This is a genomic window from Micromonospora sp. URMC 107, assembly GCF_051386315.1.
GTDB lineage: Bacteria > Actinomycetota > Actinomycetes > Mycobacteriales > Micromonosporaceae > Micromonospora.
In genome coordinates this window covers 1-22,681 of the sequence record NZ_JBPQTK010000100.1, presented here as the reverse complement: position 1 = coordinate 22,681, position 22,681 = coordinate 1, and the positions used below count along the sequence as shown (strand labels likewise).

Sequence of the window (22,681 nt, the reverse complement as noted above, 5' to 3'; positions counted from 1 at the left end):
CCCCCCCCCCCCCCCCCCACGGCCACGTCTGCTGGATCGCCGACACCGCGCGGGCCGGCACCGTCGCCGTGCACGCGGCCCCCGCCCAGCCGGCGCGGGCCGCCGACGGCACGGCCGGGCTGCTGGTGGTCTCGGTCGCCGCGGCACCCGACGTGCCGGCCGGTGACGTCCTCGCGGCGGCGCACGAGCTGGCGACGGCCGCGGCGGACACGCCGCAGGGCCACCTGCCGGCACAGCGGCGTTCCCTCTTCGACGTGCCACTGGGCGAGAGCCCGCTGTGGACGCTGCGCGAGGAGCCGACCCGCACGCACGCGCCGGACGGCCGGGAGGAGCGGGCCAGCGCCGTGCTGCCCTGCTGGTCGGCCCGCAGCCGGCACGAGCTGACCGCGCCCGGGCTGGGCTTCCCCGCCGTCGCGCGGGCGTTCGGGGAGCTGCTGGACGCGCCGGGGCTGGGGTTCGAGGCGGCCCAGGCGGCGATGGCCCGCTACGGTCGGTACGGCTTCGAGGCGGCGGCCGTCACCGGCTTCGCCGCGACGCTCAGCCTGCCGCCGGAGGGGGTGGCCCGGGTCGCGGAGCTGCGCTTCGGCCATCCGTACGCCGTGGTGGCGGTCGCCACCGACGACCGGGCCGGCGGCGGGGGGCCCGGTCCGTGGCACGGGATGCCGGTCTTCTCCGCCTGGGTCGCCGACCCGGAGGAGCTGCCGGAGACCGACGCCGCGGACCGCCACGAGGACGCCTGGCCCGGATCGGTCGCCGACCGTCACGAAGACGCCTAGCCCGGGCCGGTAGGCGACCGGCCTCAGGGGGTGTGCGGCTCGGCCATCGCGACGGCGATCTTGCGGGGGCCGGTGAACGGCTCCCGCCCGTGCGCGGCGGTCATGTTGTCCACCACCAGCACGTCGTCGCGCCGGTAGTCGAAGCGGACGCTGGCCGCCCGGTACGCGGCCCGCAGGTGGTCCACGACGTCGGCGGGGATCTCGCCGCCGTCGCCGTAGTAGGTGTTGGTTGGCAGCCCCTCGGTGCCGAACATGGCCAGCAGTCCCTCCTGGAGGTCCTTGGCCAGGGTGCTCACGTGGAAGAACGTGGCGTGGTTGAACCAGCGTGGGGTGTCCGAGCCGGGGCGGTGGTGCACGGCGTCGCGCACCGCGCGGGTACGCAGCCCGTCGGCGCCCCGCCACTCCAGCTCGATCCGGTTCGCCGCCGCGTACGCCTCGACCTCGGCACGGTCGTCGGTGCCGAACACGTGCTGCCACGGGGTGCCGAAGTCGCCGTGGAAGTTGCGCACCAGCATCCAGCGGCGGCGGACGAACTCCTCCCGCACCGCCGGATCGATCTCGGCGTACACCCGGCGGACGTCGGCCAGCGGGGTGGCGCCCTGGGTCTGCGGCGGGGTGAGGCAGTAGAAGAACAACGTCAGCGGCCAGCGGGCCTGGTACGAGTTCTCGTTGTGCAGGAAGATCTCCTCGTCCGGCGGGTAGTCGGTCGAGGTGTAGACCCGGCCCGCGATGGCGTGCCGGGGCGACGAACGCTCGGTGTAGACCAGCGGTTCCCCGGACAACGCCCGCACCACCCGGTCGAAGCCCTCGACGCCGCCCACGTCGAACCCGCGGAACAACAGCCCGCCGTGCTCCACCAGGCTCGCCCGCAGCTCCGCGCGGCGGGCGGCGATCAGCTCGGTCAGCTCGCGGCCGTCATGCTCGACGACCACCGGCAGCGTGGCGGTCCGGTCACTCATGCTCTCACTCCTGTCGTCGCCCGCCGTCGCCGCGGGCGGCCGCGACACGGCGGGATGGCGGCCGTGCCGGCGGCCGTGGCGGTCGGCTCACCCGTGGTGCCGGGCGGCGGCGTCGGTGCGGGCGGCGGTGAGGTCCGCCCGGATCACGGCGAGCAGCTCGGGCAGCCGCTCGTTGAGGAAGAAGTGCCCACCGTCGATCTCGTGCAGGGTGAAGCCGGCGGCGCTGTGCTCCCGCCAGCCGTCGCTGTGCTCTTGGCTGACGGTGTGGTCGCTGCGACCGCTGAACGCCACGATCGGCATCGGCAGCGGTTCCTCGGGGGTGTAGCGGTAGTCGTCCACCTGACCGAAGTCGGCGCGCAGCAGGGGCAGCAGCAGCTCGACCAGCTCGGGGTAGTCCCGCAGCCCGGCCGGTAGCCCGCCGCCGGCCTCCAGGCGGCGAAGCAGCTCGTCGTCGTCCAGCCGGGACAGCCCGTCGAAGTGGCTGGGCGCGTGGACGTGCGGGGCGCGGGCGCCGCCGACGTAGAGCCGCAGCGGCAGTGGACGTCCGGCGCGGCGCAGCTCGCGGACGACCTCGAAGCCGACCCGGCCGCCCATCGAGTGGCCGTAGATCGCGTACGGGCCGCGGATCCGTTCGGCGATGGCGTACGCGACGTCGGCGGCCCGGAACACCGGGTTCTCGCTGATCCGGTTCTCGCGGCCGGGCAGCTGCACCGGCAGCACCTCGACGTCGGGGCCGAGCCCGTCCTGCCAGAGCCGGAAGACGCTCGCGCCCCCGCCCGCGTAGGGCAGGCAGAACAGTTGGACCGGCGCAGGGTGCCAGCCGCCGGCGGAGAGGAACCAGGTCACCAGGTGCCTTTCGTCGAAGGGGTCGTTCCGGTGCCGCCGGCGCGGGAACGGGTGACCGGCCCGGTACGCCGGGGGCGCCGTGGGGTGCGGCGTCCTCAGGTGCACGGCGGGCCGGCCGCTATCGGGCCGCCCGTGACGGTGCACGAACGGCCTCATGAACCGCCTATAGATGCACGATGGAAGCAGCATAAGGCTCGATGTCCGGTGCCGGAGATCCGCGTGACGTCCCGCCGCGACGCGGGCGCGGGCGGTGCGGGGACGACCGGTCAGGCGTCGTCCGGCCGGGGGATCGGTTCGGTCATGCCGTCGAAGTCCCGGGGCAGCCGGGCCACCATGTCGCGGAACTCGTCGACGGTGACCGCCTCCCGCAGGGTGGCGAAGACGGCGCCGGTTCCCGCCCGGGCGGTGGCCTCGTCCTCCCCGGCCCGCTCCCCCACCCGACGCACGAAGTCCGCCGGCCCGGGCGCGGCCGCCGGACCGTCGCCGGGACCGGCCCCCGTGAGGTAGCCGTCCAGCTCGTCGGGGAGACGACCGGCCGGGCCGCCGCTCATCCGTTCCACCATGGTCTGCAGCACGGCGCGGGCGATCGTGGCGGCCCGGGCGGTGGGCAGTCCGGCGCGGCGGGACACCGCATTGACGAATAGGGGAAACCGCACGGCAGGCTCCTGTCGTCACCGGACCCGCGCTTACCCGTGTCCGCTGCCGGCAAACGGCCTTCCGGAGCGGACGTCCGTCGCCGTACTGGGAGGCGGGTGGGGCCGCGCGCACGCGGGAGCGCCCCACGGCACGCACCCCCGCCCCGGTGTTCAGGGCGGCGAGGAGTACCAGCGGCCTCACCTTACCTAGAACCGGCACTTGAAGGCTGACGTGTCGTGCGGTTGGCACCTCCTGCCACCGGGCCGCGTGCGCGTCTCTGCGACGGCTTGGGAGCCCTTCGCGCTGGCATCGCGTTGCGCCGGGCTGGTACGCTAACGGACGCCCCTGAGCGGGCCTAAATGAAACTTTGTAATCACGAAGGCTTCGGTCTTCAACCTCTGCCCTCTTGCCGATTGACGAGGGTGGAGAACCAGTTGAGTACAAGCGATGGAAAGGGTAAATCCGCTCCACCCTGAGCTCTTGCTCAATCGGCGCAGGAACTCAGCTTCATCAGTACGAACGTCGTGCTGGTCGAGCTGAGCCTTGCGCGCCTCGCTCGACCAGAGTGAGGAGGGCAAGCAGTGTCCATCGAGCCGATCGTTGCAGCCGGGCCTTGGGCTATCGCGGCAGTCGTCGGTCTTCCCGTCGCAGGCAAGGTATTGGTCGCCAACATTGCCCTTCGAGGGGCAGAGTCCAAGGACCGGGCAGCGATCATCAAGGCAACGTCTGACCTGTTCCGGTGGTGGCGTCGGTGATCAGGCGCGGGTAACTGTCCTCGGTGCTCGGCGGGGCTGCGGAGCTTTGTCAGTCTCCGCAGCCCCGCCCTCTGCACGAAGATCGACCGACGGGCCACCGCGTCACCTCGGGCATCGAGGTGGTATCCGTCGAGCCAGTTCCACGAGCCGCAATGGCTGGGCGCCCCCTCGGGCCAGCGTCCGCAATGGAAGTACACGGCGCAGTGCCGGGCCACGAGTTTCAGTGGCCTTGTGCTCCGGCGGTAGGGCTGCTCAAGTCGCCCATACACAGTTGGCGATGTAACACCCTTGCTAGACCTGGGACGCACTCGCCCCCTGCACCGAGCCCCGATCGCCGCAACGCGGACTAAGTCAGACCAGTGTCGACGCTCTGGCCGGGCTGGATTAACGCACCCTCGCCCAACCGGGGAGGAGGGGTAAGAAGTGGCGCTCTCGATTCTTGAACCGTTCGTAGGCGCTGGCCCGTGGGTTGCGGCTGTCACGGTCGCCGTGCCGGTCGCAGGAAAGATCATCATCACCGCCATGGCCCTGAGGGGTACGGATCCCAAGGCCGCGTCGCGATCATCAAAGCTATTGCCGAACTGTTCCGTTGGTGGCGTCGGTTGACCCCTCAAGGTTGGGCTTCTAGGCCTGTGCCCGCCATGAATAAAACGGGTCCCGGTCGGGGTGCTAGGTGGTCGTACTCGGGCCAGTAGCCCTCATCGGTCCACCCGCCTAGCTGCGGTTGGCCTTCTCTGCACGAACGCTGGGCGAGGTCTTCCGGCGGTATCGCTTGCGGGCTGCGTTAGTGGGCGAGTGGTCGGGCAGCTCAGCCGGCCGGGTCGTCGGCGAGGACGTCGAGCAGCAGCGCGGCGGTCCAGCCGAAGGCCGGCGAGCCGAGCCCGGCGCCGGTGTCGGGGTGGAAGTACTCGTGGCAGCCGGAGCGGGCCACCAGCTCGATCATCGAGTCGCGCAGGCCGGCCGCCAGGTCGGGGCGGCCGTGGCGCAGCAGCCCTCGGCGCACCAGCCAGTTGACGTTCATCCAGCTCGGCCCGCGCCAGTAGCGCAGCGGCTCGAAGTCCGGCGCGGTGCGGTCGTGGCTGGGCAGCGGCCGGTCCATCCGGGCGGCCAGCCCGAAGCGCGGCGAGCACGCCTCGGCGACCAGCGCCGACACCTGCCGGGCGGGCAGGTCGGGCAGGACCAGCGGGGCCAGGCCGAGCACCGTGCGGGCCGGCACGAGGCGGTCGGCGCGCAGGTCCCGGGGGTGGAAGGTGCCGGTCGTCGGGTCGTACAGCCGGCGCACCAGGGCCTCGGTGATCCGCGCGGCGCGTTCGCGGTGCGGGCCGGGGTCGGCGCCGACCAGCGGCGCGATCCGGGCGAGGGCGTGCTCCGCGACGCCCATCGCGGCGTTGACCAGGGGGCACTCCACCAGGAACGGGTGCCGGGCGGCGAGGTCGTCGTCGCGGTAGCGGCGCTCGCGGTAGGCCGCCACGATCGCGACGTAGCGCGCGTAGTCGAGGTCCGTGGGGCGGTGCGCGGCGTCGGCGTGCGCGGTGTCGTGCCGGCGGTACGCGCGCATGACGGCCGCGTCGGCGGGCACCGCCGCCATCGGGGCGTCCCAGGCGGGGCTGTTGTCCAGCCCGGACTCCCACGGGTGGACGATGCAGGCCAGCCCGCCCCCGCCGACGTCCCGGCGGGTGGCGAGGTAGCGCTGCTGGGCCACCAGCCGGGGATAGAGCCGGCGCAGCGCGGCCCGCCCCGCCTCGGCGGGGAACCGCCGGTACGCCAGCCAGGCGGCGGGCGCGTGCACGGGCGGCTGGATCAGCCCCGACGTGGCGGCGGCCGGGGCGCCCTCGGCGAGCGCCGAGTTCCAGAACTCCGGCCCGGGGAAGTACGAGCCGACGCGCAGCGCCGGGTTGAACACGATGTGCGGCACCCGGCCGTCGACCCACTGGGCCCGGAACAGGCTGGTCAGCTCGCGCCAGGCGCGGTCGGGGCGGACGTGGGACCAGCCGATCGCGATGAACGCCGAGTCCCAGCTCCACTGGTGCGGATAGAGGGTGCGCGAGGGCACCGTGTGGTCGTGCTCCCAGTTGGCCTCGAGGGTGGCGACGGCGAGGCGGCGCAGGGCCCCGGCGTCGCGGGCCCCGGCGTCGGCGGTGCCGGTGTGCGGGCCGCCGGCGGTCCCGGTGCTCATGCCGCCGCCTGCCGGGGCTGGGCGTGGCGCAGCACGGCGGCGGCCTGGTGCAGGGCGCGGACGGGGTCGCCGCGCAGCCGGCACTCCAGCGCCAGCCAGCCCCGGTAGTCGATCTCCAGCAGGGTGCGGACCAGCGCCGGCCAGTCGAGGTGCCCGGCGCCGGGCTGATAGCGGTTGGAGTCGCTGACCTGCACGTGCCCGAGGTACGGCGCGGCGGCGCGCAGCGCCCGGTGCACGTCGTCCTCCTCGATGTTCATGTGGAAGGTGTCGGCCACCACCCGCACCGAGGGCAGCCCGACGGCCGCGCAGAGGGCGACGGCGTCGTCGAGCCGGTTGACCATGTGGTCCTCGTACCGGTTCAGCGGTTCCAGGAAGAGGGCGACCCCCTCGGCGCGGGCGTGCTCGCCCAGCTCGCCGAGGGCGTCGACGAGCACCTGCCGGTCGCCGGCGGACGAGCGGGGCGGCTCGAACGGCGGCAGCCGCCGGGAGAACATCCCCCAGGCCGCCGGGGTCATCGCCCCGACGCCGCCCAGCTCGGCGATCACCGAGAGCTGGGAGCGCAGGTTGCGTACCGCGTCGCGGGACCGTCCGGGATCGAAGTCGCCGATGAAGTGGTCCATCTCGACGCAGACGGTGGGCATGACCACCCCGGCGGCGCGGGCGCGGCGCAGCTCGGGCAGCCGGCGGGCGAGGCCGAGGTCGCCGGAGCCGCGCAGCTCGATAGCGTCGTAGCCGAGCGCGGTGGCGAGCGCGTACTTCTCGATCAGGTCGGTGCCCGGCAGGAGCTGCTCCTGACAGGCCAGGGGAATCGTCATCAGAACCTCAGCACCACTTGGAGGACGTCTGCGTCACCGCGGTCGAGCAGCGCCAGCGCGTCGGCCACCGCGCTCGCGTCGACGACGTGGCTCACCAGCGGCAGCGGGTCGACGCTGCCCTCGGCCACCAGGTCCATGAAGGTGTGTGCGACACGGGCACCGGTCCACCGGCCGGCCATGCCGGGCGCCGGGGTGGGCCCGGAGACCTGGGCCGCCACCAGCTGGATCCGGTTGTGGTGGAACTCCTCACCCAGGCCGAGCCCGTCGGCCTGTCCCTGGTAGAAGCCGGCGGCCACGACGCGGCCGGCGTGGGCGGTGGAGCGGATCGCCTCGTGCAGCGCCGGGTAGGCCCCGGACAGTTCCAGGCAGACGTCCGCGCCCCGGCCGCCGGTGGCCCGGCGCAGCACGGCCGCGGGCGACTCGGCGCCCGCGTCGACGACGATCCGGGCGCCGAGCCGGCCGGCGTGCGCCAGCCGGGCGGGCACCCGGTCGACGGCGACCACCCGCGCGCCGGAGAGGGCGGCGAGCCGGGTGGCGAGCAGCCCGATGACGCCCTGCCCGAAGACCGCGACCCAGTCGCCCAGGTGCAGGTCGCCGGCGAGCACCGCGGTGAGTGCGATCGCCCCGGGCCGGGCGAAGACCGCCGCGAGGGGATCCAGCCCGGCGGGCAGCGGATGCACCGCGTCGGCGGGCACGACGGCCTCGGCGCGGTGCCCCCAGATGCCCCAGACGACCTGCCCGGCCCGCCGGTCGGCCACGTCGGGCGCGACCTCGACGATCTCGCCGACCTCCTCGTAACCGAAGCCCACCAGCGGGTACGGCACGGCGCTCTGCCGGGGCACGAACATCCGGCTGACGTCGTCCCAGTCCTTGCTCAGCCGGGGATTGCTGCCCCGGTAGAGGGTGAGCTCCGTGCCGGCCGAGATGCCGGAGTAGCAGGTGCGGATCCGGACCTGGCCGGGGCCGAGCGGATCCGGGGGGCAGGGCTCGAGGCTGATCCGTCGGGGCCCGGCGAGTGAGACAACCCAGTTGACCATGAGTCACATCCCGGTAGCACTGGGCTCCAGTGTAGGCAAAAAATCGGCATATGTCTTGTAATTGATCAATCCAACGCGTTGAATCCCTTCTATACCCTTCGAGAGGAGTGCCATCGATGTCAGCACCTCCGATGCGGATACTCGCCGCGACCCTGATCATGGCAGTCACCGGGGCCAGCCTGCTGGCCTGCGGCGACGAGGAATCCGACAGCAACAGCAAGAAGATCACCGTGTGGAGCCTGGAGGACGTGGCCGACCGGGTCACCGCCACCAAGGCGATCATCGCGGACTTCACCGCCAGCACCGGCATCGCCGTCGACCTGGTCACCGTCAACGAGGACCAGTTCCCCGCCCTGATCGCCTCCAGCGCCGCCGCCGGCGAACTGCCCGACGTGGTCGGCTCGGTGTCGCTCGCCGGCGTCCGCACCCTCGCCGGCAACGAGCTGCTGCACCCCTCGGCGAACGCGGAGGTCGTCGAGAAGCTCGGCCGGCAGACCTTCTCGCCGCGGGCCCTGGAGCTGACCGCGGACGACGGCCGGCAGCTCGCCGTGCCCAGCGACGGCTGGGGTCAGCTGCTCGTCTACCGCAAGGACCTCTTCGCCGCCGCCGGGCTGCCCGCCCCCGACACGTACGAGAGGATCGCCGCCGCCGCGACGAAGCTCAACACCGGCGGCGTGGCGGGCATCACGGCCGCCACCGCCCCCGGCGACGTGTTCACCCAACAGACCTTCGAGCACTTGGCGCTGGCCAACAACTGCCAGCTCACCGACGACTCCGGGGCCGTGAAGCTGGACTCCCCCGAGTGCGTCGAGGCGTTCCGGTTCTACGGCGAGCTGATGCGCACCAGCTCGGTCAGGGGCGCGCAGGACGTCGACACCACCCGGGCGACCTACTTCGCCGGCAAGGCGGCCATGCTGGTCTGGTCGCCGTTCATCCTCGACGAGCTGGCCGGCCTGCGCAACGACGCCAAGCCGACCTGCCCGCAGTGCCAGGCCGACCCGACGTTCCTCGCGAAGAACAGCGGCTTCGTCACCGCGATCAAGGGCCCGAACGGCGCCGAACCCGCCCAGTACGGCGAGATCAGTTCCTGGGCCGTGCTCGACGGCGCCGCCGCCGACCCGGCGCGGTCCTTCGTGGAGCACATGCTCGGCGACGGCTACCCGCGCTGGTTCGGCATGTCCCCCGAGGGGCGCTTCCCCGTCCGCAAGGGCACCGCGCAGGAGCCGGAGAAGTTCCTCACCGCCTGGAACGCCAGCCAGGCGGGGGTCGACGCCAAGAAGCCGCTCGCCGAGGTCTACGGCGACGAGGTGCTCGCGGGCCTGCGCGGCAGCCCCGACACCTTCCAGCGCTGGGGCCTCACGCAGGGCCAGGGCAAGCTCGTCGGCGCGATCCTCGGTGAGCTGCCGGTGCCCAAGGCTTTGAACGACGTGGTCGCCGGCAGGACCGACGCCGCCGCGGCCGCCGGACGGGCGAAGAAGGACGTGGAGGCGATCAAGGCGGGCGTCAATTGACCACCGCCCCACCGGACACCGGCCGCTCCCCCGCCCGGGAGCGGCCGGCCCCGGCCCGCCGCCGCAGACCACTGACCCTGCGCCGCCGCGAGTCCCGCGCCGGGCTCGCGCTGGTCGCCCCGACCCTGCTCGTCGTGGTCGCCGTGATCGGCATACCCATCGTCTGGACCGTCGTGCTGGCCTTCCAGCGGGTACGCCTGGCCACCCTGCGGCGCACCGGGCTGTTCGGCGAGTTCACGATGGACAACGTCGAGCGGGTGCTGAACACCCCTGGCTTCGCCGACACCCTGTGGACCACGCTGGTCTACAGCGTGGCCAGCACCGCCGGCTCGATCGTGCTCGGCCTGGTGGCGGCGCTGGTCGTACGCCGGCCGTTCTGGGGCCGCACCCTGGTGCGCGCGTCGATGCTGCTGCCGTACGTGGCGCCGGTGGTCGCGGTCACCTTCGTCTGGCAGGTGATGCTCGACCCGCAGCTCGGCATCGTCAACGACTGGGGCCGGCGGTTCCTGGGCTGGGACACCCCGGTGCCGTTCCTGTCCCAGGAGTCGACCGCCCTGGCCACGGTCGTCGCCTTCGAGGCGTGGCGCTACTTCCCCTTCGCCTTCCTGTTCCTGCTCGCCCGGCTCCAGGCGGTGCCCGGTGAGCTGGAGGAGGCGGCCCGGGTCGACGGGGCCACGCCCAGCCAGCGGTTCCGGCACATCCTGCTGCCGCAACTGCTGCCGGTGATCGGCCTGCTGGGGGTGCTGCGGTTCATCATGACGTTCAACAAGTTCGACGACGTCTACCTGCTCACCGGCGGGGCCGCCGGCACCGAGGTGGTCAGCGTCCGGGTCTACGAGTTCCTGACCGCGCGTACGGACATCGGCGCGGCGGCGGCGCAGGCGGTCGTGCTCGCCGTGGTGCTCATCGTGTTCGTGGTGGTGTACCTGCGCTTCTTCGGCGGACGGAGGGACGGCTGATGGACCGGGACCGGATCGAGACGGTGGGCCTGCGCTGGCTGCGCCGGCTGGTGATCGCCGCGTTCCTGCTGGTCACCGTCTTTCCCTTCTACTACATGCTGGTGCTCTCGGTGCGCCCCATCGAGCGGCTGCTGCTCGACCCCGGCTCACTGGTGGTGGGCCTCGGCGAGCTGACCTTCGACACGTACGCCGAGGTGGTCAGGGCCGTCGACGACGGCGGCCAGGGCTTCCTCACCTTCATGCGCAACAGCGGCCTGGTCGCCGTCGCGGCGACGCTGCTGACGCTGGCCGTGGCGATCCCCGGCGCGTACGCGGTCGCCCGGCTGCGGTTCTTCGGCCGCCGGCAGGTCGACTTCCTCTTCCTGGCGGTCTACCTGTTCCCGTCGATCGTCATCGCCATCCCGCTCTTCGTGGTCTTCACCCGGGCCGGGCTGCGCGGCTCGCTGCTCGGCCTGGTGCTGGTCTACATCTCGCAGACCCTGCCGGTCTCGGTCTACATGCTGCGCAACTACTTCGAGACCATCCCGGTCAGCCTGGAGGAGTCGGCCGCGATCGACGGGGCCGGGCGGCTCGGCATCATCCGGCGGGTCAGTCTTCCGCTGGCGGCGCCGTCCATCATGGCTGTCGCCCTGTACGACTTCATGATCGCATGGAACGAGTTCCTCTTCGCCCTGCTGTTCCTGGTCGACAAGCCGCACCGGTGGACGGTGTCGCTGGGGCTGGCGCAGCTCTCGGACGGGGTCGAGGTGCCGAAGACGGTGCTGATGGCCGGCTCCGTGATCCTCACCCTGCCCATCGTGATCCTCTTCTTCGCCAGCGAGCGCCTGCTCACCGAGGGGCTCACCAGCGGCGCGGAGAAGGGCTGAGGCGGCGGGCGGGGTTGCCGCGCCGGACGCGGACGGCCCCGCCGCCGCGCGGGCACCGGGGACCCGGCTACGGTGGCGGCATGGGAAACCCGACCCGCTGGGAGACCGAGACCGGTCCGGAGCACTCGCAGTGGTACATCGACCGGTTCCGCCGGATGGCCGCCGAGGGGGCCGACCTGGCCGGCGAGGCCCGGCTGCTGGACGCGATGGTCGCGCCCGGGTCCCGGATCCTCGACGCCGGCTGCGGCACCGGCCGGGTGGGCGCGGCGCTGGCCGCCCGGGGCCACACCGTGGTCGGGGTGGACGCCGACCCGGCGCTGGTCGAGGCCGCCAGCACCGACCACCCCGGCCCGCGCTGGCTGGTCGCCGACCTGGCCGAGCTGGACCTGGCGGCGGCCGGCGAGCCGGAGCCCTTCGACGCGGCGGTCCTGGCCGGCAACGTGCTGGCCTTCGTCGCGCCCGGCACCGAGCGGGAGGTGCTGCGCCGCGTGGCGGCCCACCTGCGCCCCGACGGCGTGCTGGCGGTCGGGTTCGGCACCGACCGGGGCTACCCGCTGACCGGGTTCGACGCCGACGCGGTGGCCGCCGGCCTGCGGCTGGAGCACCGCTTCGCCACGTGGGACCTGCGCCCGTGGCGCGACGAGGCCGACTTCGCCGTCACCGTGCTGCGCCGCCCCGCCGACTGAACCCCGCGCCGGCCCGGGCGGGCCGGCTCAGGCGAGGGCGGCGACGGTCCCGGGCGGGCCGGCTCAGGTGGGGGCGGCGACGACCCGCGCGGCGGCCGGGTCGAGCGTGGCGCCGGCGGGCACCAGGGCGACCAGGCTGGCCGGCAGTCGCACCGGTCGCACGTCGCGGTAGCCGAGCGTGCCGAGCACCTCGCCGCCGGCGAGGACGTGGCGCCGGCCCAGGTCGGTGACCACGGAGACCGCGCCGCCGGTCGCGCCGGGCGCCGCGACCGCCTCGACCACCGCGCCGCGGCCCGGCTCCACCACGACGTGGTCGGCGCGCACCCCGCCCCCGGCCGCCGGGGCGGTGCGGGGCGCGGCGGCGAGGTCGGGCAGCCGGACGCCGAGCCGGACCTCCGTGACGCCGCCGTCGTCGCCCACCCGGGCGCAGAGCCCCGCCCCGTCGGGGGTGGCCAGCCGAGGCGGCGCGGTCGGCGGGGCGGTGGGGCCCGTCGGGGCCAGGTCGGGCAGCTTGGGCAGCGCCGCGAACCGCCCGAGCGTCATCGGCTCCGGTTCGCCCTGGCCCGTGCGGGCGAGCAGCAGGCCGGCCTGCAACTCGGTGATGCCGGCCAGGCCGTCCCGCAGCGCGACGGCGTACTGCCGGCCGCCGCCGGAGTTGCGCACGAGGTAGACGTCGCCGATCCGCGCCCCGGACACCCGCGCGGAGCGCTCCCCCTGGGCCGGCAGCGCCAGCGGGGCGAGGTCGGCGCCGACGGGCAGGCTGTTGAGCAGGGCCGGGGCCGCCGGGACCGCCCTGGCCCGGGTGGCCGCCAGGGCGGCCAGCACCCGATTGGGGTCGCGCAGCAGGTAGCGGCGCTGGTGCCAGACCAGGTGCAGCCCGCCGTCGGGGTGGCGCAGCAACAGCGCGTCCTCGCCCAGGGCCCGGCCCCCGCCCGTGGTCACGCCGATCAGCAGCGCCGAGCGGGGCACCGACCGGTCGGCCTCGGCGGCGACGGAGCAGACCGTCCACGGCGCGGTGGAGAGGCGGCCCCTGGCGGGCAGCGAGTCGGGGGCGTCGGCGATGCCCAGCGGCAGCCCGCGCGGCACCCCGTCGATGGCGCGACGGGAGACGAGCACCGTCTTCGGCCGTTCCGCGCCGATGATCAGCAGGGCCGACGCGTAGTTGAGCACCGGGTGCAGCTTCTCCTCCCGGTAGACGAACCGGGCGCCGGACTCCTTCTCCACGATCACCGCGCCCGGGTCGCGCCACGTGCTGCCGCCGCCGGTGAAGAGGCCGTAGAGGGCGAATCCGCCCAGGCCGATGGCCGCGACCAGCACGCTGGCCAGGGCGGCGCCGGCGAGGCGCCGGAACGGCGACTGCGCCGGGTCGGTCTCCCGCATCACCAGGGCGGCGACCGCCCGCTGGACGGTGAACTGGTACGAGTGCAGCTGGTCCTGCCGCGACGGCATCGCATCCCTTCCGGTGGGCGGTCGGGGCACAGGATAAGCGTTGCGTCGATGCCCCGAGGACCCTGCGTCGCGGCGACCGCCCGCGGCGCCGGGATTCCCGGCGGGACTTCCGCGACGGTGCGGCCAGGATCGCCACGCGGACGCCTCCCGCCCCGGCAGATAGCATGGGCGCGTACGGGGTACCCCCCGGGGTATGCCGACGAGGACGAGGAGGGCACGGTGAAGCTTCGACCGGAGATGACCAGCGAGGCGCTGACCCGCCTGAAGCGGGCCCGGGGCCAGCTCAACGCGGTCATCGAGATGATGGAGACCGGCCAGGACTGCCGCGAGGCGCTGACCCAGCTCGCGGCGGTGTCGAAGGCGATCGACCGGGCCGGCTTCAAGATCATTGCCTCCGGCATGCGGCACTGCACCGCCGCCCGCGAGCGGGGGGAATCCCCGGAGATGACCGAGGAGGAGCTGGAGAAGCTCTTCCTCGCCCTCGCCTGATCGCCACCCGACGAAACGCACCACACACGTTGCGTGACAGCGGCGGGTACGGGTAGACAGATGGCACACGTCGACACCCCCGACGTGTGCCCGCCGCATACCCCCCGGGGTATCTGATCCCACAAGGAGCACGGCAATGGCAGTTGAGGTGTCCGTCATCGCGACGTCCTCGCTCGGCGACCGCAGTTACCTGGCCTCCGACGGCGGGGTGGCGGTCGTGGTCGACCCCCAGCGCGACATCGACCGGATCCTGTACCTCGCGGGCGAGAAGGGCGTACGCGTCACGCACGTGGTGGAGACCCACATCCACAACGACTACGTCTCCGGCGGCCTGGAATTGGCCCGGCTGACCGGCGCCCGCTACCTGGTCGGCGCCGACGACGAGGTCGGGTTCGACCGCGCGCCCGTCGCCGACGGCGAGACGGTGCCCGTCTCCGACGCGCTGCGGCTGCGGGTGCTCGCCACGCCGGGGCACACCTTCCACCACCTGTCGTACGTGCTCGACGAGGCCGACGACGCCGGCTGGCGCCCGGTCGGCGTGTTCACCGGCGGCTCGCTGCTCTTCGGCACCACCGGCCGCACCGACCTGCTCGGCGAGCGGCACGCCCACGAGCTCGCCCACCACCAGCACGCCTCGGCCAGGCGCCTGGCCGACCTGCTGCCCGACGGCGCCGAGGTGTGGCCCACCCACGGCTTCGGCAGCTTCTGCTCGGCGGGCCAGTCCGACGCGCCCGAGTCGACCATCGGCCGGGAGAAGCGGGCGAACCCCGTGCTGCGGCTGGCCGCCGACGAGTTCGTCACCGAGACCCTCGCCGGGCTGGACGCCTACCCGGCGTACTACGCCCACATGGGGGTGGCGAACCTCGCCGGTCCGGCGCCGGTGGACCTCACCCCGGTCGCCCGCGCCGACGCCGCCGGGCTGCGGGAGCGGATCGCCGACGGCCAGTGGGTCGTCGACCTGCGCCACCGCAAGGCGTACGCCACGTCGCACCTGGCGGGCACGGTCGCCCTCGGGCTCGACGGCCCGATGTCGACCTGGCTCGGCTGGCTCATCGACTGGGGCGCACCGCTCACCCTGCTGGCGGAGACCGAGGAACAGGTCGCCGACGCCCAGCGCGAACTGGTCCGCATCGGCATCGACCGCCCGGCCGCCCGGGCCACCGGCGACCCCGGGCAGTGGGCCGCCGAGCCGGGACAGCTCCGCGAGCTGCGGATGGCCGACTTCCCCGCGCTGGCCGCCGCCCGGGCCGGCGACACCCCGGCGGGGCTGCCCGCCCCGGACGTCGTGCTCGACGTCCGGATGACCAACGAGTGGACCGATCGCCACGTCGAGGGCGCCGTGCACATCCCCCTGCCCGACCTGCCCGGACGCCTCGCCGAGGTGCCCGCCGGTGCCGTCTGGGTGCACTGCGGCTCCGGGTACCGGGCCACCGCCGCCGCGTCGCTGCTGGCCAACGCGGGCCGTGAGGTCGTCGTCATCGACGACAGGTTCGGCCGGGCCGAGGCCGCCGGCGTCGCCATGAGCTGCGGCGACGCCTGACCGACCCCGCTCCACCGGCCGTCCGCCCCCGTACGCGCCGGACCGCCACCGATCGTCCGCCCGGCGACGCGCGCTCGCAGCCGCCCCGGTGCTCCGGTCGACGGCGGTCCGGCCGATCCTGCCCGCCCCCGGGCGGTTCCTCCCTGAACGAGGAGAGATGGACACTTCACCGAACGCCCGCCCCGCCACCCTCGACGCCGCCACGCTGCACGAGATGGTCGACTCCGGCCGCGCTCCCCGTTTGCTGGACGTGCGCGCCCCCGTGGCGACCGTCGTCGGTCGGCCGGGGGACCAGGCGACGACCAGGCCGTTGCCGTGACCGGCGGCCTCGCGCTGACCGTCGCGCTGGCCGTCCTCATCGGGGTGAGCCTCGGCCTGCTCGGCGGTGGTGGGTCCATCCTCGCCGTGCCACTGCTGGTCTACGTCGCCGACCTGCCGGCCCGGGAGGCGATCGCCACCTCGCTGCTCGTCGTCGGGGTGACCAGCGCCGTCGGCGCGCTGCCGCACGCCCGGGCGGGCCGGGTCCGGTGGCGCACCGGCCTGCTCTTCGGGGTCGCGGGCATGGCCGGCGCGTACGCCGGTGGTCGTCTCGCCGCGTTCGTCCCGGCCGCGGTCCTGCTCGCCGGCTTCGCCCTCATGATGCTCGCCACCGCGACGGCCATGCTGCGCGGCCGGCGCGACGACGCGCGCCGCAACCGGCACCAGCTGCCGACGGCGCGGGTGCTCCTCGACGGCGTCGTGGTCGGCCTGGTCACCGGGCTCGTGGGCGCCGGCGGCGGGTTCCTGGTGGTGCCCGCGCTCGCGCTGCTCGGCGGCCTGCCGATGCCGGTCGCGGTCGGCACCTCGCTGGTGGTCATCGCGATGAAGTCGTTCGCGGGGCTGGCCGGCTACCTGTCCACCGTCGACATCGACCCGGGCCTGGCCACCGCCGTGACCGCCGCCGCCGTGGTCGGCAGCCTGGCCGGCGGCCGGCTGGCCGGGCGCGTCCGGGAGGACGTGCTGCGCCGCGCGTTCGGCTGGTTCGTGGCGGCGATGGGCGTGTCCGTCCTGGCCGGGCAACTGCCCGCGCACCTGCGGACCGACCCCCTGCTGTGGGCGCTCGGCGCGGCGACGGTGGTCGCGGTGGCGGTCGCGGTCGCCGGGGTACGGCGCCGCCGCCGACGTCCCGACGGGCCGGGCCCGACGACCGCCCGGCCGTGAACACTCCTGCCCGCGCCAAAGGAGGGTCGGTGCGCCGACGGACCGGGCCCGGCCGTTCAGGGGCGCAGGATCAGCCGGATCGGGTTGCCCTGCTTGGTGTGCACCCGCCGCACCGCCTCCTCCGCGTCGGCCAGCGGGAGCACGTCGCTGATCGACGCCGACAGGTCGAGCCGGCCCTGCCGGGCCAGGGACACCAACTGCTCGACGTGCTCGGCCTCCGAGCCGTAGTGGCCGAGCACCGCCTGCTGGAAGTAGTTGAACGGGCTGTCCGACGCGATCGTCACCGGCTGGTTGGCGATGCCCGCGAGCACCAGCCGGCCCCGGCGGCCGAGCACGGTCAACGCCTGCTCGCGGACGGCGGTCACCCCGGCGAAGTCGAACGCCACGTCCAGCCCCCGCCCGCCCGTCAACTCCAGCACGGCGTCGCGGAACGCGGTGTCGGCCGGGTCGAGCACCGCGTCGGCCCCCAGGGCCGCCGCCCGGTCCCGCGCCGCCGCCAGCGGCTCCACCGCGACCACCGGGGCCGCACCGACCAGGCGCAGCAGTTGGACGGCGTGCGCGCCCAGGCCGCCCACGCCCCACACCCCGACCGCCTCGCCGGGGCGGGTCCGCGCGGTGTCCGTCACCGCCGCCCAGGGGGTGGAGACCGCGTCGGGAATGATGCAGGCCTGCTCGAAGGGCAGGTCGTCCGGGATCGGCACCACCGTGTCCGCACTGGCCACGGCGTACTCGGCCCAACCGCCGTCGTAGTCCACGCCCCGGGTCAGCACGGTGCCGCGCCGGTCCCGCTCCCCCGCCTGGAGCAGCACCCGCTGGCCGGGCTGCCAGTCCTCGACGTCGTCGCCGGAGGCGTCGACCACCCCGGCGATCTCGTGCCCCAGCGTCACCACGTCGCCGGGCAGGTACAGCGGCGTGAGGGTGCCGTCGATCAGGTGCACGTCGGAGAGGCAGACCCCCGCCGCCTCGACCCGGATCCGCACCTGCCCGGCCTGCGGATCGGGCACCGGCACCGACTCCATCCGCAGCGCCCGCTCCGCCAGGTGCAGCCGTCCGGCCAGCATGTCCGCCACTGCGCGCCCCCTGCCCGGCCGCCCGGTCGGCGGCCCTCGACGGGCACGCATACCCGGCCGGGCGGGAGGAATGCGCGTGCCGGCCGCCGGGGCCCGGGCCACCGGCGGGTAGCATCCGGGCCCGTGGGCGTGCGATTCGAGGAACTGGCCTGGCGGGAGACCCCGATCGGCCTCATCAGCCTGCGCCGGCGCCGCGACCCGTCGCTCGACGTCGAGGTGTACGAGGTCAAGCTCGACGACGAGTTCCTGATGTCCAGCCTCTTCCCCGTCGCGGAGATCGAGCTGGCCCGGCTGGGTCTGGCTCCGCTGGCCGGGCAGGGGCTCGACGTGGTCGTCGGCGGCCTCGGCCTCGGCTACACCGCCCGCACCGCGCTCGAAGACGACCGGGTCGGCTCGCTGCTGGTGGTGGAGGCGATCGAGGACGTCATCGACTGGCACCGGCGGGAACTGCTGCCCTTCGCCGCCGGGCTCGCCGCCGACCCGCGTACCCGGTTCGTGCGGGCCGACTTCTTCGCCGCGGTCGCCGACGGCACCGGCTTCGACCCGGGGGAGCCGGGGCGGCGGTTCCACGCCGTGCTGCTCGACGTGGACCACTCGCCGCGCAACGTGCTGCACCCCCGCCACGCCGCCTTCTACACCCCCGACGGCCTGCGCCGGCTCGCCGCTCACCTGCACCCGGACGGGGTGTTCGCCCTCTGGTCGGACGACCCGCCCGATGCCGACTTCGAGGCGGCCCTCACCGCGGTGTTCCGTACCGCCCGGGCGCACGTCGTCGCGTTCGCCAACCCGCTGACCGGCGGGCAGTCGGCCAACACCGTCTACGTCGCCCAGCGCTGACGAGGCCGCCCGCACGCCGCGAGCAGAGGCTTCGGCGGCATGGTGCGGGGCGGACCGGGAAGGCGTGCCCGGGCCGCGCGACGCGGCCGGGGTCACGGGAGGTGGACATGCGCACCATGCTCTGGGTCGTCGCCGTCATCGCTGGCGCGCTCGTCCTGCTCGGGCTGCTGCTGGAGGCGGTCCGCTGGCTGGTGATCATCGGCGCGGTGGCGCTGGCCGTGGTCGTCGTCCTGGCCGTGCTCAAGGGGCGACAGGCGATGCGCCGTTCCGCCGGGCACCGCTGACGTCGAAGGCCCCGGACCAGTGGCGCCCTCCGGACGGCCGCGACCGGTCGGCACGATCCCGCTACCACCGGAGTCCACGACCGGTGCCGGCCGCCCGGGGACCTCGACCGGTAACCTACGCGACCGTAGGTTACCGTGAGGTAGGAAGACGGCACGGACGGTGGAGGAGAGACATGGACCTGAGCGCGGAGCGGCCCTGGCTGCGCAGCTACGCCCCGGGCGTGCCGGCGACCGTCGCGCCGTCCGACGAGTCGCTGGTCGACCTGCTGCGCGACGCCGCCCGCCGGTTCGGCCCCCGGGTCGCCCTGGACTTCTTCGGCGCCAGCACCACGTACGCCGACCTGGACGACCAGGTGGGCCGGGCGGCCGAGGCGCTACGCCGGCTCGGCGTCGGCCGGGCCGACCGGGTGGCGCTGGTGCTGCCGAACTGCCCGCAGCACGTGGTCGCCTTCTACGCCGTGCTGCGGCTCGGCGCGGTGGTGGTGGAGCACAACCCGCTCTACACCGCGCAGGAGCTCACCCGGCAGCTCGCCGACCACGGCGCCCGGGTCGCGGTCGTCTGGGACAAGGTGGCCCCCCTCGTACGCGACACCGCCGGCGCGACGGCCGTCGAGACGGTCGTCGCGGTGGACCTCACCCGGGCGCTGCCCCGGAGAAAGCGCTGGGCGCTGCGGCTGCCGCTGGGCCGGGCGCGGGCCACCCGCGCGGCGATGACCGGCCCCGCGCCCGGGGCGCTCTCCTGGGAACGGCTGGTGGCCTCGGCCAGCCCTCTCGACGCCGCGCACCCCGCCCCCGGCCCGGACGACACGGCGCTGTTGCAGTACACGGGCGGCACCACCGGCACGCCGAAGGGCGCGATCCTGAGCCACCGCAACCTGCGGACCAACGCGGCGCAGGGCCGCGCCTGGGTGCCGGGCCTGCGCGACGGCGAGGAGACCGTGTACGCGGTGCTGCCGCTGTTCCACGCGTACGGGCTGACGCTCTGCCTCACCTTCGCGGTGGGCATCGGCGCCACGCTGGTGCTGTTCCCCCGCTTCGACCTGGACCAGACGCTGGAGGCGGTGCGCCGCCGCCCGCCGACCTTCCTGCCCGCCGTCCCGCCGATCTACGAGAAGCTCGCCACGGCCGCCCGGGAACGCGGGGTCGACCTCTCCTCGACCCGGTACGCCATCTCGGGCGCCATGGCGCTGCCCCCGGCGACGGTGGAGCTGTGGGAGTCGGTCACCGGCGGGCTGCTCGTCGAGGGCTACGGCATGACCGAGACCTCGCCCGTCGCGCTCGGCAACCCGGTCTCCCCCGCCCGGCGGCCCGGCACGGTCGGCGTGCCGTTCCCGTCCACCGACATCCGCATCGTCGACCCCGAGGACCCGTCGCGCGACCGCACCCCGGGCGAGGCGGGCGAGTTGCTGATCCGGGGGCCGCAGGTGTTCGCCGGCTACTGGAACCGCCCGGCGGAGACGGCGGAGACGCTGCTGCCCGACGGCTGGCTGCGCACCGGGGACGTCGTGGTGTCCGACGCCGACGGCTTCGTCCGCGTGGTCGACCGGATCAAGGAGCTGATCATCACCGGCGGGTTCAACGTCTACCCGTCGGAGGTGGAGGACGCGCTGCGCCGCGTTCCCGGTGTCCGCGACGCCGCGGTGGTCGGCCTGCCCGGCACGCACGGCGGCGAGGAGGTGGTGGGGGCCGTCGTCCTGGACGAGGGGGCCGCTGCGGACGAGGCGGGCATCCGGGCGGCGTGCCGGCGGCACCTGGCCGGGTACAAGGTGCCCCGCCGCGTGGTCGTCGTCGAGGACCTGCCCCGCTCCCAGATCGGCAAGGTCCTGCGCCGCGAGGTCCGCGACCGGCTGCTCGCCGACGGCTGAGGCCACCGGGCGTCGACCCGGCGGACGAGGCCGGCGGAGGCCCGGCCAGGTCGCCCGGCCGGCCCGACACCCACTGGGTGGGCCGGCCCGCAGGACGCCCGGCCGCCCGTCACCCGACGGGTGGGCCGGCCCGCAGGACGCGCCGGGCCCGGCGGCGGTCGAGCCACCGCGGCTCGGGCGGGTCCGTCGGATCGCCGCCGAGACCCAGTTCCAGCAGGATCAGCACCCAGAAGCCGGCCGCGCTGAGCATGTTGCGGGCGCGGCCCGGCTCCGGCGCTCCCGGCGGCAGCACGACCTGCGCCCACCGCCAGGCCACCCAGGCGACCTCCCGGTCCGGGTGGTGCCGTCCGGAGCGGCTGAGCAGCCGGACCTCGCGCCGCACGGGCGCCGGCAGCCGCCACCAGCGCCGCAGGATCTCCAGCCGGTCCTCCGCACCGTCGGCGGGCGGTGGGGCGGTCACGTCACCGGGGTTCATGTCTGGCAAGGATAGGCAGGCCGCGCACCGGCGCGCCCGGCGCGAGGGCGCCCCCGGGCGTCGGGCGGGTCCCGGCACCGGGCGGGTCCCGGCACCGGGCGGGTCCCGGCGTCGGGCGGGTCCCGGCGGGCGGGGTCAGAACCAGTCGTCGCGCATCTCCAGCGTGGTCCGGTCGAGGCTGTCCAGCAGGTCGAACTGAGGGCCGGTGCGGGGCAGCTCGTGCCGGAAGAAGTACCGGGCGGCCTGCCGCTTGCCGGCGTACAGGTCGGCGTCCGGGCCGTCGCCGGGGCCGCCGGCCGCCTCGACGACGAGTAGCTGTTCCAGCCACATCCAGGCGACCACCACGTGGCCGACCGCCTCCAGGTAGACGCTCGCGTTGGCCAGCGCCACCTCGGGGTCGCCGGTGCTCCACAGCCGCCGGGTGACCAGGGCGACCCGGTCGAGGGCGGCGCCGAGCGAGGCGGCCAGCTCGGCGGCCTCGCCCCCGGCCTTCCACGCGCGGGTGGTCGTGGCCCGGACCGTCTCCACCAGCAGCGCCAGCCCGGCCCCGTCGCGCATGGTGACCTTGCGCCCCAGCAGGTCCAGCGCCTGGATGCCGTGGGTGCCCTCGTGGATCGGGTTCAGCCGGTTGTCCCGCCAGTGCTGCTCGACGTCGTAGTCGCGGGTGTAGCCGGAGCCGCCGTGCACCTGGATGGCCAGGTCGTTGGCGGCCAGACACCACTGCGACGGCCAGCTCTTCGCGATCGGGGTGAGCACGTCGAGCAGCAGGCGCGCCCGCTCCCGGTCCGCCGCCTCCGGCGCGGTCTTCTCCTCGTCGAGCAGCCGACCGCAGTAGAGGACCAGCGCCAGGGCGCCTTCCACGTAGCTCTTCTGCGCCAGCAGCATCCGGCGCACGTCCGGGTGGGCGACGATGGGCACCTGCGGCGTGGCCGGGTCCTTGTCGGCCAGCGGGCGGCCCTGTGGCCGCTGCCGGGCGTACGCCAGGGACTTGAGGTAGCCGGTGTAGCCGAGTGCGGTGGCGCCGGCGCCCACCCCGACGCGCGCCTCGTTCATCATGTGGAACATCTGCGCCAGGCCCTGGTGCGGCTCGCCGACCAGGTAGCCGACCGCGCCGGGGCGCCCGCCGGGCCGGTGCACGCCCTCGCCGAAGTTGAGCAGCGTGTTGGTGGTGCCCCGGTAGCCCATCTTGTGGTTGAGGCCGACCAGCACGACGTCGTTGCGGGCGCCGAGCGCGCCGTCGTCGGCCAGCAGCACCTTCGGGACGATGAACAGCGAGATCCCCTTGACCCCGGGCGGGCCGCCGGGAATCCGGGCGAGCACCAGGTGGACGATGTTCTCCGCCAGCTCGTGGTCGCCGCCGGAGATCCACATCTTGGTGCCATGCAGCCGGTACGTCCCGTCGTCCTGCGGCTCGGCGCGGGTGGTGATGTCGGCGAGCGAGCTGCCGGCC

The 22,681-nt window shown here is 74.6% G+C and carries 21 protein-coding genes and 1 pseudogene; 12 read left to right on the top strand and 10 right to left on the bottom strand.

What is annotated here, in order from left to right:
- Window positions 1-776, top strand: a pseudogene (locus ACSNN9_RS21040) (hypothetical protein); the annotation flags it as partial.
- 23 nt (window positions 777-799) lie between these two features.
- On the opposite strand, the gene ACSNN9_RS21035 reads toward ACSNN9_RS21040, so the two are convergent.
- From ACSNN9_RS21035 to ACSNN9_RS21010, 6 genes are all read right to left on the bottom strand, one after another.
- Entirely contained in the window at window positions 800-1,735 is a 936-nt protein-coding gene (locus ACSNN9_RS21035) for a TauD/TfdA family dioxygenase (protein WP_436675006.1), read from the bottom strand.
- Between the two features lie 87 nt (window positions 1,736-1,822).
- Window positions 1,823-2,686 (bottom strand): thioesterase II family protein, encoded by an 864-nt coding sequence (locus tag ACSNN9_RS21030; protein WP_436675005.1) that lies wholly within the window; start codon window positions 2,684-2,686, stop codon window positions 1,823-1,825.
- 161 nt (window positions 2,687-2,847) lie between these two features.
- Window positions 2,848-3,237: a DUF2267 domain-containing protein gene (locus tag ACSNN9_RS21025; protein ID WP_436675004.1), complete on the bottom strand. Its 390-nt coding sequence runs from the start codon at window positions 3,235-3,237 to the stop codon at window positions 2,848-2,850.
- 1,543 nt (window positions 3,238-4,780) lie between these two features.
- Window positions 4,781-6,148 (bottom strand): MGH1-like glycoside hydrolase domain-containing protein, encoded by a 1,368-nt coding sequence (locus ACSNN9_RS21020; protein WP_436675003.1) that lies wholly within the window; start codon window positions 6,146-6,148, stop codon window positions 4,781-4,783.
- The gene (locus ACSNN9_RS21015) at window positions 6,145-6,963 is read right to left on the bottom strand and encodes a TIM barrel protein (RefSeq protein ID WP_436675002.1); all 819 of its coding nucleotides are present in this window, start codon (window positions 6,961-6,963) and stop codon (window positions 6,145-6,147) included. The genes ACSNN9_RS21020 and ACSNN9_RS21015 overlap by 4 nt, the downstream gene beginning before the upstream one ends.
- The gene (locus ACSNN9_RS21010) at window positions 6,963-8,000 is read right to left on the bottom strand and encodes a zinc-dependent alcohol dehydrogenase (protein WP_436675001.1); all 1,038 of its coding nucleotides are present in this window, start codon (window positions 7,998-8,000) and stop codon (window positions 6,963-6,965) included. Before ACSNN9_RS21010 ends, ACSNN9_RS21015 begins: the two co-directional genes overlap by 1 nt.
- A 116-nt stretch (window positions 8,001-8,116) precedes the next feature.
- Between ACSNN9_RS21010 and ACSNN9_RS21005 the strand changes: the two genes are divergently transcribed.
- The 4 genes from ACSNN9_RS21005 to ACSNN9_RS20990 all read left to right on the top strand — a co-directional run bounded on the left by ACSNN9_RS21005 (window position 8,117) and on the right by ACSNN9_RS20990 (window position 12,022).
- The gene (locus ACSNN9_RS21005) at window positions 8,117-9,511 is read left to right on the top strand and encodes an ABC transporter substrate-binding protein (RefSeq protein WP_436675000.1); all 1,395 of its coding nucleotides are present in this window, start codon (window positions 8,117-8,119) and stop codon (window positions 9,509-9,511) included.
- Window positions 9,508-10,470: a carbohydrate ABC transporter permease gene (locus ACSNN9_RS21000; RefSeq protein ID WP_436674999.1), complete on the top strand. Its 963-nt coding sequence runs from the start codon at window positions 9,508-9,510 to the stop codon at window positions 10,468-10,470. The genes ACSNN9_RS21005 and ACSNN9_RS21000 overlap by 4 nt, the downstream gene beginning before the upstream one ends.
- The gene (locus ACSNN9_RS20995; protein WP_436674998.1) at window positions 10,470-11,336 is read left to right on the top strand and encodes a carbohydrate ABC transporter permease; all 867 of its coding nucleotides are present in this window, start codon (window positions 10,470-10,472) and stop codon (window positions 11,334-11,336) included. Before ACSNN9_RS21000 ends, ACSNN9_RS20995 begins: the two co-directional genes overlap by 1 nt.
- Window positions 11,337-11,416: 80 nt before the next feature.
- Window positions 11,417-12,022, top strand: coding sequence for a class I SAM-dependent methyltransferase (locus tag ACSNN9_RS20990; RefSeq protein WP_436674997.1), 606 nt, complete (start codon window positions 11,417-11,419; stop codon window positions 12,020-12,022).
- A 63-nt stretch (window positions 12,023-12,085) separates the two neighbouring features.
- Here the strand turns inward: ACSNN9_RS20990 and eccB are convergent, their stop codons facing one another.
- Window positions 12,086-13,471, bottom strand: a complete 1,386-nt coding sequence (gene eccB / locus ACSNN9_RS20985; protein WP_436674996.1) for a type VII secretion protein EccB — start codon at window positions 13,469-13,471, stop codon at window positions 12,086-12,088.
- Between the two features lie 219 nt (window positions 13,472-13,690).
- Here eccB and ACSNN9_RS20980 point away from each other — a divergent pair, with 219 nt between their 5' ends.
- The 4 genes from ACSNN9_RS20980 to ACSNN9_RS20965 all read left to right on the top strand — a co-directional run bounded on the left by ACSNN9_RS20980 (window position 13,691) and on the right by ACSNN9_RS20965 (window position 16,700).
- Entirely contained in the window at window positions 13,691-13,960 is a 270-nt protein-coding gene (locus ACSNN9_RS20980; protein WP_436674995.1) for a metal-sensitive transcriptional regulator, read from the top strand.
- A 136-nt stretch (window positions 13,961-14,096) separates the two neighbouring features.
- Window positions 14,097-15,500, top strand: a complete 1,404-nt coding sequence (locus ACSNN9_RS20975; protein ID WP_436674994.1) for an MBL fold metallo-hydrolase — start codon at window positions 14,097-14,099, stop codon at window positions 15,498-15,500.
- Window positions 15,501-15,657: 157 nt separating this feature from the next.
- On the top strand, window positions 15,658-15,819 hold the full coding sequence (locus ACSNN9_RS20970; RefSeq protein ID WP_436674993.1) for a hypothetical protein: 162 nt from the start codon (window positions 15,658-15,660) through the stop codon (window positions 15,817-15,819).
- A complete protein-coding gene (locus ACSNN9_RS20965; RefSeq protein WP_436674992.1) occupies window positions 15,816-16,700 on the top strand; it encodes a sulfite exporter TauE/SafE family protein in 885 nt (294 codons plus the stop codon). The genes ACSNN9_RS20970 and ACSNN9_RS20965 overlap by 4 nt, the downstream gene beginning before the upstream one ends.
- Before the next feature lie 56 nt (window positions 16,701-16,756).
- Here ACSNN9_RS20965 and ACSNN9_RS20960 read toward each other — a convergent pair whose 3' ends face one another.
- Window positions 16,757-17,761 carry a zinc-binding dehydrogenase gene (locus tag ACSNN9_RS20960; protein ID WP_436675007.1) on the bottom strand — a complete coding sequence of 335 codons (1,005 nt, stop codon included), beginning with the start codon at window positions 17,759-17,761 and terminating at the stop codon, window positions 16,757-16,759.
- A gap of 132 nt (window positions 17,762-17,893) precedes the next feature.
- Between ACSNN9_RS20960 and ACSNN9_RS20955 the strand changes: the two genes are divergently transcribed.
- From ACSNN9_RS20955 to ACSNN9_RS20945, 3 genes are all read left to right on the top strand, one after another.
- On the top strand, window positions 17,894-18,607 hold the full coding sequence (locus ACSNN9_RS20955) for a spermidine synthase (protein ID WP_436674991.1): 714 nt from the start codon (window positions 17,894-17,896) through the stop codon (window positions 18,605-18,607).
- Window positions 18,608-18,714: 107 nt separating this feature from the next.
- On the top strand, window positions 18,715-18,891 hold the full coding sequence (locus ACSNN9_RS20950) for a hypothetical protein (protein WP_358087943.1): 177 nt from the start codon (window positions 18,715-18,717) through the stop codon (window positions 18,889-18,891).
- Between the two features lie 173 nt (window positions 18,892-19,064).
- Window positions 19,065-20,756 carry a long-chain-fatty-acid--CoA ligase gene (locus ACSNN9_RS20945; RefSeq protein WP_436674990.1) on the top strand — a complete coding sequence of 564 codons (1,692 nt, stop codon included), beginning with the start codon at window positions 19,065-19,067 and terminating at the stop codon, window positions 20,754-20,756.
- A gap of 109 nt (window positions 20,757-20,865) precedes the next feature.
- Here ACSNN9_RS20945 and ACSNN9_RS20940 read toward each other — a convergent pair whose 3' ends face one another.
- Window positions 20,866-21,231 (bottom strand): hypothetical protein, encoded by a 366-nt coding sequence (locus ACSNN9_RS20940; RefSeq protein ID WP_436674989.1) that lies wholly within the window; start codon window positions 21,229-21,231, stop codon window positions 20,866-20,868.
- A gap of 135 nt (window positions 21,232-21,366) precedes the next feature.
- Window positions 21,367-22,681, bottom strand: a 1,315-nt coding sequence (locus tag ACSNN9_RS20935; RefSeq protein WP_436674988.1) for an acyl-CoA dehydrogenase, incomplete at its 5' end; no start/stop codon positions are given.

What these genes read in the sequence shown, in the direction of transcription:
- ACSNN9_RS21035 (WP_436675006.1), bottom strand. Translation starts at nt 1,735, where the DNA reads ATGAGTGACCGGACCGCCACGCTGCCGGTGGTCGTCGAGCATGACGGC.
- ACSNN9_RS21020 (WP_436675003.1), bottom strand. Translation starts at nt 6,148, where the DNA reads ATGAGCACCGGGACCGCCGGCGGCCCGCACACCGGCACCGCCGACGCC.
- ACSNN9_RS21015 (WP_436675002.1), bottom strand. Translation starts at nt 6,963, where the DNA reads ATGACGATTCCCCTGGCCTGTCAGGAGCAGCTCCTGCCGGGCACCGAC.
- ACSNN9_RS21010 (WP_436675001.1), bottom strand. Translation starts at nt 8,000, where the DNA reads ATGGTCAACTGGGTTGTCTCACTCGCCGGGCCCCGACGGATCAGCCTC.
- ACSNN9_RS21005 (WP_436675000.1), top strand. Translation starts at nt 8,117, where the DNA reads ATGTCAGCACCTCCGATGCGGATACTCGCCGCGACCCTGATCATGGCA.
- ACSNN9_RS20995 (WP_436674998.1), top strand. Translation starts at nt 10,470, where the DNA reads ATGGACCGGGACCGGATCGAGACGGTGGGCCTGCGCTGGCTGCGCCGG.
- ACSNN9_RS20990 (WP_436674997.1), top strand. Translation starts at nt 11,417, where the DNA reads ATGGGAAACCCGACCCGCTGGGAGACCGAGACCGGTCCGGAGCACTCG.
- eccB (WP_436674996.1), bottom strand. Translation starts at nt 13,471, where the DNA reads ATGCCGTCGCGGCAGGACCAGCTGCACTCGTACCAGTTCACCGTCCAG.
- ACSNN9_RS20975 (WP_436674994.1), top strand. Translation starts at nt 14,097, where the DNA reads ATGGCAGTTGAGGTGTCCGTCATCGCGACGTCCTCGCTCGGCGACCGC.
- ACSNN9_RS20970 (WP_436674993.1), top strand. Translation starts at nt 15,658, where the DNA reads ATGGACACTTCACCGAACGCCCGCCCCGCCACCCTCGACGCCGCCACG.
- ACSNN9_RS20960 (WP_436675007.1), bottom strand. Translation starts at nt 17,761, where the DNA reads ATGCTGGCCGGACGGCTGCACCTGGCGGAGCGGGCGCTGCGGATGGAG.
- ACSNN9_RS20950 (WP_358087943.1), top strand. Translation starts at nt 18,715, where the DNA reads ATGCGCACCATGCTCTGGGTCGTCGCCGTCATCGCTGGCGCGCTCGTC.
- ACSNN9_RS20945 (WP_436674990.1), top strand. Translation starts at nt 19,065, where the DNA reads ATGGACCTGAGCGCGGAGCGGCCCTGGCTGCGCAGCTACGCCCCGGGC.
- ACSNN9_RS20940 (WP_436674989.1), bottom strand. Translation starts at nt 21,231, where the DNA reads ATGAACCCCGGTGACGTGACCGCCCCACCGCCCGCCGACGGTGCGGAG.